At 40.8% G+C, this 8934-nt stretch carries 4 protein-coding genes and 4 pseudogenes; 1 reads left to right on the forward strand and 7 read right to left on the reverse strand.

Annotated features, from left to right (window positions below; translation table 11 throughout):
- The 5 genes and pseudogenes from UF75_RS23165 to UF75_RS23180 all read right to left on the reverse strand — a co-directional run.
- Positions 1-1080: pseudogene (locus UF75_RS23165) on the reverse strand (radical SAM protein); the annotation flags it as partial.
- A 640-nt stretch (positions 1081-1720) separates the two neighbouring features.
- Positions 1721-3373, reverse strand: coding sequence for an FAD-dependent oxidoreductase (locus UF75_RS23170; protein ID WP_045576891.1), 1653 nt, complete (start codon positions 3371-3373; stop codon positions 1721-1723).
- 274 nt (positions 3374-3647) lie between these two features.
- On the reverse strand, positions 3648-3815 hold the full coding sequence (locus UF75_RS28680) for a hypothetical protein (protein ID WP_156146578.1): 168 nt from the start codon (positions 3813-3815) through the stop codon (positions 3648-3650).
- A pseudogene (locus UF75_RS30480) lies at positions 3812-6120 on the reverse strand (DEAD/DEAH box helicase family protein). Before UF75_RS30480 ends, UF75_RS28680 begins: the two are co-directional and overlap by 4 nt.
- A gap of 154 nt (positions 6121-6274) precedes the next feature.
- On the reverse strand, positions 6275-6850 hold the full coding sequence (locus tag UF75_RS23180) for a Uma2 family endonuclease (RefSeq protein ID WP_045576892.1): 576 nt from the start codon (positions 6848-6850) through the stop codon (positions 6275-6277).
- A gap of 205 nt (positions 6851-7055) precedes the next feature.
- Between UF75_RS23180 and UF75_RS23185 the strand changes: the two genes are divergently transcribed.
- Positions 7056-7397: a DUF1841 family protein gene (locus UF75_RS23185; protein ID WP_045576893.1), complete on the forward strand. Its 342-nt coding sequence runs from the start codon at positions 7056-7058 to the stop codon at positions 7395-7397.
- 63 nt (positions 7398-7460) lie between these two features.
- On the opposite strand, the pseudogene UF75_RS23190 reads toward UF75_RS23185, so the two are convergent.
- Both UF75_RS23190 and UF75_RS23195 read right to left on the reverse strand, forming a co-directional pair.
- A pseudogene (locus UF75_RS23190) lies at positions 7461-7619 on the reverse strand (nucleotidyltransferase substrate binding protein); the annotation flags it as partial.
- Between the two features lie 446 nt (positions 7620-8065).
- Positions 8066-8934, reverse strand: a pseudogene (locus UF75_RS23195) (MBL fold metallo-hydrolase); the annotation flags it as partial.

Here is an 8934-nt window from a genome sequence, read left to right on the forward strand (position 1 = left end):
CTTCATATAAAAATTTGAAATTGTCATCACGCAGTATGGGTAAAAATACTTCGTAGGGTATCCTGAAAAACGCACAGGTATAATTACTGGCTCCGACCCACCTGCCCTCATTGCCACTAAAATTCAAACCTCTGGCAAATTTCGTATAGTTTGAGCAATCATGAACTGCTAAATCCCAGCTTTCTTCAACGGCTATTTTCATGAATTTCAGAGTTAATTCCCTACTCCAAATCGGAGATATATAGCCATGTCTGGAAATATACATGTTTTCCCCGTAATAATTGTCTATGTTATTGGCATTTAAGTGCAATTCTGCACAATTGATAAAATCGAGTTTTGTCTCTAAGATCGCTTGCTTCTTATTGAAAAAAGTTTCGAAGAACTCAGGAGTCATTGGCGTTTCAATACCTACATTTTCAATGTATTTTTTCGCTATTGCATAATTTTAATCACTTTGTCCGAACAATTTGAGGCACCCAGGTTGAAACGCAACTCGTCAAGACCGGCTTCACCTAAAGCTTTCAACGTCTCTTCCGTAGCTAAAGTGCCATTTGTATAGAGATGTTGATGAATCCCTGCATCACTGAATTTCTTTATAACCGGATAGTATTTTTCAATTTCCATGAATGGCTCTAAATAAACGTAGGAAATGCCCGTGGGCTTCTGTTGGATGGAAAGAAGTAAATCAATGTCCTTCTCATAAAATTTTGTGTCTCCTATTTCCCACATGCCTTCGCCAACCGGAGCAATATCATCCAGTTCTCCATAATGATAGCAGAACTTACACTCTAAGTTACATTTGTTCGTTTTCCTGATTGCACTCAAACCGGTTCCCAACAGACAAGAACGACATCCTTTGGGGAATTTGCTTTCATTTCCCACAAAAAAAGTTCTATTCTCCAAAGTTTTCAAGCCTCTAATTTCCGACATTAACATATCATTTCTATGATCGATCGCAGCCTCAATTTGTGCAAAGGTAGCGTAAATGATTTCTTGTTGTTTTGTCATAACTTCCTCATCCTCTGGCAATATTGAAAAGAATTCAAACCAAAACAACGCATCTTTCTTTGAAATTTTCATACATGTCCTCCTATAATTAATTCTACTAAAGATTCGATTCCTATCTTCCTGCTATGCTTTTTCACATAGTCTTCTTCAAAAGACATACGCACTCCACATGACCTGCCTCTGAGATATAAATTTTCCCTAAAACTATGATGGCATAAGATCAAAACCTCTAAAACCTCCAGATATCTCTCAACTTACGCTTTAACTCTTTTAATGAATAATCATTCTTTGGAGCATAGTTCTTAATTAGTCGAGTAGCCTTTTAAAAAAATATTACTTGCATCTTGTTTCCTTATATTTATTTTTCGTTTTTTTGTCGGAAAATTATACATGGGCAAAGAAAACCAGCTCCTTTGGTCCTATCTTTGCCCATACTTATAAAAGATAACCTATTAATATGTTATACAATCTGTTTAAGTTTTTTGACTAAAGCCCTAAGAGCATAATCTTCTCTTGCGTTGTAATCGATATCTACAATTATACAGTTTTATACCTGATTGGCGCCTAAATATTATCATTTAACCAGCAGCATCCTTTAGTAGCCAGACTTTTACCACCTCAAATTTCATCTTCCAAAGAGGCTTCTGTGATATACTTTATCTCTTACGCCGAATGGCCTCTAGGGATTCTTTTCCGGTAAATTGGGAAAACCTTATCCAAAAACAGCCGGATAATAAGTAACCCAACCTCCGCATAAATTCCTAACATTGGTAAATCCGTGTTGAGCCAAGATTCGATAAGCAACGTAGCCTCGCAGCCCAATCTCGCAGTAAACTACGATTTCCTTATCTTTGGGAAGTTCCGATAATTTACTGCGCAGCTCATTGACAGGAATATGCAGCGAGCCGGGGATAAATTTAGCTCTTCGTTCTTCTTCGTCCCGAACATCAATGATGCATATATCTTTCGCTTTAAGTTTACTAAGTTCCTGCCAATGAATCATGCGAACATCACCATTAATGATGTTTTCCGCCACATAGCCGGCCATGTTCACAGGATCTTTAGCCGATGAAAAGGGCGGGGCGTAGGCCAGTTCGAGTTCCTGCAAATCATAAATAGTCCCTTGGTTACGGATTACCCCGGCAATGTCATCGATCCGTTTATCGACACCCTGAGCTCCGACAGCCTGGGCACCCAGGACTCGGCCATTATTTTTATCAAAGACAAGTTTTATGGATAATCTTGTTGCTCCAGGATAATACCCGGCGTGGGAATTGGAGTGAGTAAACAAGACTTCATGAGGAATTCCTAATTTCTTAAGCATTTTTTCATTCGCTCCGGTGGACGCCGCAGCTAAATCAAAAACCTTGGCAATAGCAATGCCTTGAGTTCCCTCATATTTCTTGTCCCGACCGGCGATAATGTCGGCCACAATGCGGCCCTGTTTATTGGCAGGCCCGGCAAGCGGTAGGAGCGCAGCTTGTCCTGTTACTAAGTGTTTTACTTCAATGACATCGCCAACAGCGTAAATATTAGGGTCTGAAGTCTGGAGCCGTTCATTGACTTTGATGCCGCCTAACTCTCCGATGGTTAGCCCGGCTTCCTTTGCTAATTTAATTTCCGGTTTGACACCAATAGCCAAGATCGTTAAATCAGCTTGTACTTCCTGGCCGCTTTGGAGTGTAATAAGAGCTCCATTTTCCTTTTTCGCAAAGGATTTTACCCCATCTTCCAAAATGAGGTTGATTCCTTTATTGAAAATGTGCTCATGAAGAATTGCAGCCATTTCATAATCCAAAGGAGCCATGACCTGATTGCTCATTTCAATAATCGTTGTATCTACTCCTCTGGCATGGAGATTTTCGGCCATTTCCAGGCCGATAAAGCCTCCTCCGACGACTGCTGCTGTTTGAGGTTTCTGCTCATCGATAAATTTCTTAATCTGATCAATATCTGTAACATTACGCACAACAAGAGCAGCGATGTCATTGATCCCGGGAATCGGCGGACGAAGCGGAGCCGCCCCGGGAGAAAGGATCAATTGATCATAGGATTCTCGATAAACCTTGCCACTCTGTTCTTGGACTTCGACGGCTTTTTCCTCAGGAAAAATACGGGTAACCTCACTAAAGATTCTTACATCAATACGAAAGCGATTTCTCATAGCTTCTGGCTTTGAGACCAAAAGAGCTTCCCGCTCATTAATAACTCCACTAACATAATACGGTAAGCCGCAGTTAGCGTATGAAATATGTTCTCCCCGCTCAAAGATAATGATTTCTGCCTCTTCATCCAAACGGCGCAAGCGTGCTGCAGCACTGGCTCCCCCTGCGACTCCACCAACAATGAGTACCTTTTTGCTCATCACAACTTCTCCTTTAGCAAATAGAATTATCCTTTAGTTTACAAGTTTATGAAAATTGTAACATGATTAATTGGCATTCACAACAAGCATGTTATCTTCTCTTTATAATTCAATTACTCCTCCATTTTTTATATCTGCGAATATCTAAATGTCCATCCTTTTGTTATCTTCCTCCAATCTTACCTATATGTGGGCTGGTTGCATATTTTACAATCTCTTGTTTTTAACATAAGTGAATATTTGATACAGATTGCCCGTGATAATGGTGGTACTGTCATACCTTGTATTCCTTTGCATGGTTTGCCCATTCACGAATCAGAATCGCCGCCATTAAATCATGGACGTTTTCAAAGTCCTCGGATTTAACACTGCTGAATCCCTCTTCATTCAGTGTTTGATATGCGTAAGCCAGCATATAATAAACATTTTTCATCCTAATCATGTAATAGCACCACGTAATTTTTGAGACCAGTGTTCCACCTTCGACGGCTCGTCAAACCAGTATTCTTTTATCAGCGGTATAAGTTCGTATTCCACTAAATCTGACAGCCACGCATCATCAATAACATCCCCAGTACAAAAATAGCTATGGCCAACACAGAAACCACTACCAAGTGATGCATCGCTCGATATGACACGGTTCATCGCATCAACAATTCCTACCAAACTATCTAAATTTTTATTCGCTACTGTCGCCTGATAGCGTTTAAAACCTGCACTTCCGAAAGCCGGTTCAAATTCAAAAAAGGCAAAGCGACGGCGAAGTGCATAGTCAATCATTGCAAGACTGCGATCCGCAGTATTCATCATGCCGATAATATAGACATTTTCCGGGACAGAAAATTGCTCGTCTGAATATAGCAGACGTACTTCCTTGCCTCGTTTATCATTCTCAATCAACATTAATAACTCTCCGAAAATCCTACTGAGGTTTCCTCGGTTAATTTCATCGATGATGAAAAAATATTCTCGATCATCTGGTTCAGCTTCTTTGCAAAAATCGTAGAACGGGCCCTTTGTTAAAGAGAAACCACTTTCTGTTGGGCGATATCCCATAATAAAATCTTCATAGCTATAGCTCTGGTGGAACTGAATAACCATAACTCTGCTGGTATCCTTTTCACCCATGGTGGAATAGGCTAATCTCTCTGCTGCATAGGTTTTGCCAACGCCCGGTGCGCCCTGCAGAATAATATTCTTCTTTTTTATAAGGAGATTTTTCAAGGTATTATAACGCTCCTCGGTCATGAATACCTCTGACAAAAAGTCCTCTGCAGTGTAATTATCAAACTGAGACACAGCTTCGTCGTCAGAGATGAGTACATCATCTGTTGACGCAGCGAACATATTTTGATGGAATTCGTCAATCACAATATAATCGTAGAAATCAGGCGAAGTAACCTCTGTTAAATCCTTAGAGTTAAAGGATTGGATCGAGACAAATAAATCGTCAAAACTATCAGGCTTTACGCCTCCGACCATCATGGAGCCAAAGTTGAGATCTTTGAGTATCCCACGAAAGCAAGACATGCTCTGACTTAATATTTCCTTTCGGTGAGCGACAAAGAGCAGTTTGTGCGTTCTATTCGGATTTGCCCTGCAAAAGTCTCGGTAATCAAAGGCTGCAATGACTGTCTTACCGGTACCCGTTGCTGCAACGACTAAGTTTTTAAATGAGTGATGGACTTCTCGTTCTGCTTTCAATTTATCCAGAATTTCTTGCTGATAATAGTAAGGCTTAAGATCAAAGTGAAACGCTAAGTCATTTGCTTCATCCTGACTGCTTCTTCGCTCGGACCTCAAGGCCTTTCTCAAACGCTCGGAATCAAGGGCTGCAATAAAGGGTGTAAACTCAGGATTATTCCAATACCCTTCAAAGGTGGCCCGGATTTTCTCCAGAATATCCCCTGAGTCATATTGGGATAGCTTAATATTCCATTCCAATCCGCTCGTCATGGCTGACTCAGAGATATTCGACGATCCGATATAAACCGTACTGAAGCCTGTATCTCTCCAAAAGACATAGGTTTTGGCATGAAGGCGAGTCCGTTCAGTATCATAGGAAATATGTATTCTGTATTAGTCAGTTTACTGAGTTGTTCGACTGCTTTATAATCCGTGGCTCCCAGATAGGAAGTGGTGATAACCCGTAATTTGCCGCCACCCATTGTAAACTGAGTCAGCTCATTGATGATTAACCGTAAGCCACTCCACTTGATAAACGATACGAGAAAATCGATTCTGTCGCTGCTTAAGATTTCCTTTTTAAGTTCGGAGATCATGCTCGGCTCATGGACCGCCCCAGTAAAGAGGGAGTTCTCTGAAATAGACGTCTCTGGCCTCACAGTCTTTTCAGAGCCGAGCATAGCTCTTGGTCTGCTTGCTTTCTTGTCCACAAGAGACAGTAATATCTGGGCATCCTGACGAATTAGGAAACTCTCAACTCGTTTTAAGGTCTCCTCATCCTTCTTGAAACTGAAGCTTTCTTTTCGAATACACTCTGCTATGTACTGCAAAATACCATTACATAAGTTCACCCTGTCTCTAACGACAGCATCCCCATCTTCGATATAATCAAAAATCTCGCGCAGAATTTTAGTGAGGTAATCCGCCAGAATCTTAGAAGACTCAGCCGAATCCAGCGGCTGAGTATCTTTTAGGACAAGTTGTTGATCCACCTTATTCAGGTTTTCGTTGATGATTCTGTTAATGATTTGCTCATATAGGCCATAGATGATTTCAGACATGTTACACCTCTAAACTCGGGACTGGGTTTGCTTTTCATAGGTGAAATATTATAAGTCTGATTGGCTCCCTTCTAGTTGAAGAATACGACAAAATTTTGGGCAAAGGATATGCTCTTAAGTCTGTAAGTCGCGTCTAGCACTTCAGCGACAGGAATCATCGAAAAACGGATTCCAAGGGTATCGTGAGATCTAAGAATAATTTCACTGGTATCTCATCCGGTACTGAGTAGACCGCAGGTTTCCCATATTGGCCGTTTTCAAGTATAAATACCATGATTGTTTCATCTAATGGGTAGACAACCCAATACTCTTTAACCCCAGAACTTTCATAGAGGGATAGCTTTACTCCCATGTCTTTTTTAAACGTTGAGGGGGAAAGTATTTCGATAATCATGTCCGGTGCTCCTAAACACCCGCGATTATCAATTTTCTCGGGATCACACACCACTGAAATATCCGGTTGAACGACGTTATCAATCCTTGAATCCGGCATTTCAGCTCCGGCTAAACGGACATCGAACGGGGCCATATAAGCTCTACATCTATTTCCTTTGAGCCAGTTTGCCAATAAGCGAAACAATTCTCCTAATATTTCTTGATGTTTTGGTGTAGGCGCAGGAGTCATATTATAGGGAACTCCGTCAATCAGTTCCCAGCGCTCGTCTTCCGGCCAAGTTAAATAGTCCGCATAGCTGTAATAGGCTGACGACTCTTTAGGGGTAGGTGACATATAACCACCTCCTTTTTTCCATATTATAACACGATCCGAGCAAGTATATCACCAGTAAAGAAGCCTAGAAGAGTTGAAAGAAAAAGTAAAGAGTCTTGGATATTGGCAACTCTTAGCTTACTTTTCCTCAGCCAAGCTTCCATGCTATATTTAAATTGATTAACTCAAGCGCAAATTTTGATTTTTTTGTTAAGGAGGATATTCAATGACCAAGCTGCTTGATTTTCCTAATGGTCGGCTACAAAGTGATTTTTTGCTTAACGAAACCGACAAAGGGTTTAAGACCGTACTTAATGAGCATCCTGAAATCAAGACTCTCTGGGAGCGTAGGCATCTTTACCCTGAAACTTTGACGATTAACGGGGTAAATCCTGTGCTTCATGTTATGATAGAAGGCATTATCGAAAACCAATTACAAGACCAAACAGGTGTACAGGAAATCTATGCCAAATTGCAGAAAGAAGAAAATCTAACTCCCCATGCCGCTCGAGCTTGTATCGCTAACGTCTTCCTGCAGGATTTTTTTCACAGTTTTATCCGAGCATAAACCCTTCGATCAGGAATCGTTTGTTCGTCGTCTAAGTTTAATTGGCACAGATGTCAGCAGCCCTGCCTTTAAAGTTTTCCAAGCAAGCTCAAAGGTAAACTCAAAACGCTGTATTACCCCATCTCTTAATAGATCATCGGTTCCATTATATTTGGCGATCCCTTCTTTTAGTCTGGAAAGTGCATTCTTGAAATTATTGACTTTTATGTTTGGTTCGCTCATATAGAAGTACACCTTCCTTTTTGATATTCTCCAGGTACCAGATTCCCATTCACAGCACGTTATCCCGGAAAAAAAATTGTGACTATTTTCTCACAAGGAAACGACAATAAAGATGCTTTTCAAACTGCTATCCAATCCATCAATACAGCTTCACCAGGTTCGGTTGGGAACTAATTGACAGCTTACTATGTTCAGGTACAAGTTCCCCTGACTTCAAAATATCGGATCAATTATTAAAACAGGCCTTTGCATCCGGCGCGTCACTTTGTAAATAGAATTACTATTGATGAAAATAAGCCATGAGGTTCACTACCTGAACTTCATGGCTTTAGGTATTGTATGTGAACTCTGTAAATCAGTTCCTTTGCTTCTCCCTACCAGTCAATTCTTATTCAAAAACGGACGGCGATGATTTTCATCAAACCATCGCCGTGAACAGGGAAGAGTTAAAAATCCCACCATGGTGAAGGAGGAGTGTATAGGTCTGAATTTAAGAGGAGAGTTTCACCAATCTTAGGCGCTATCAGGTTAACATCTGCCTTTTTTGCTTCTTTGGCTGCTCGCACTATAGGTTCATTCCAGCCATGAAAGGCTAATGTAAATCCTCCCCAGTGCATTAACATCATAGTTTTACCCTTTATATCTAGATGAGCCTGAACAGCTTGTTCTGGTGTCATATGGACCCAAGACCATCGTCGATCATATTGACCGCCTTCAAGTAAGGTAATATCAAAAGATCCATATTTTTTCCCAACTTCCTTAAAATGTTCATCATATCCACCATCTCCGCTGGTATAAAAACGTGTATGCTTTCCAAGAATGACCCAACCGCCCCACAAGGTGGAATCTCGATTAAAAATCCCCCTGCCGGAGAAGTGTTTGGCTGGAGTCAAGGCAACGGTCAAACCTTGGAATTCCGCTTCATTCCACCAATTAAGCTCTGTAATTTTATCCTTTGCAATTCCCCATCGGATCAAATGTGCACTTACTCCAAGAGGAACGAAGAAATGACCAACCTTGTTCTTTAGCTTTAGAATAGATGGATAATCTAAGTGGTCGTAACGGTCATGTGTAATAAACACTGCGTTAATAGGGGGTCATTTCATCAATAATATCCTTCATATCTTCACTATATTTATAGCGTTTATTCCCTGCAAAGGAAACCGGTGAGGCAATAGATCCCAGCATAGGGTCTATCAGCAGCTTTTTATTATCGATACTTAGTAAAAAACGCAGAATGCCCCAGCCAAGTGATACTATTCCCTTCACTTTTAATTTTGTTCCAATCAATCTTGGTAACAGGAATTGGACCAGC

The sequence above is a fragment of the Desulfosporosinus sp. I2 genome (assembly GCF_000960765.1).
Taxonomy (GTDB): domain Bacteria; phylum Bacillota; class Desulfitobacteriia; order Desulfitobacteriales; family Desulfitobacteriaceae; genus Desulfosporosinus.

Excerpts from the sequence above, each read along its gene's own strand:
- UF75_RS23170 (WP_045576891.1), bottom strand. The coding sequence starts at position 3,373 with ATGAGCAAAAAGGTACTCATTGTTGGTGGAGTCGCAGGGGGAGCCAGT.
- UF75_RS23180 (WP_045576892.1), bottom strand. The coding sequence starts at position 6,850 with ATGTCACCTACCCCTAAAGAGTCGTCAGCCTATTACAGCTATGCGGAC.
- UF75_RS28680 (WP_156146578.1), bottom strand. The coding sequence starts at position 3,815 with ATGATTAGGATGAAAAATGTTTATTATATGCTGGCTTACGCATATCAA.
- UF75_RS23185 (WP_045576893.1), top strand. The coding sequence starts at position 7,056 with ATGACCAAGCTGCTTGATTTTCCTAATGGTCGGCTACAAAGTGATTTT.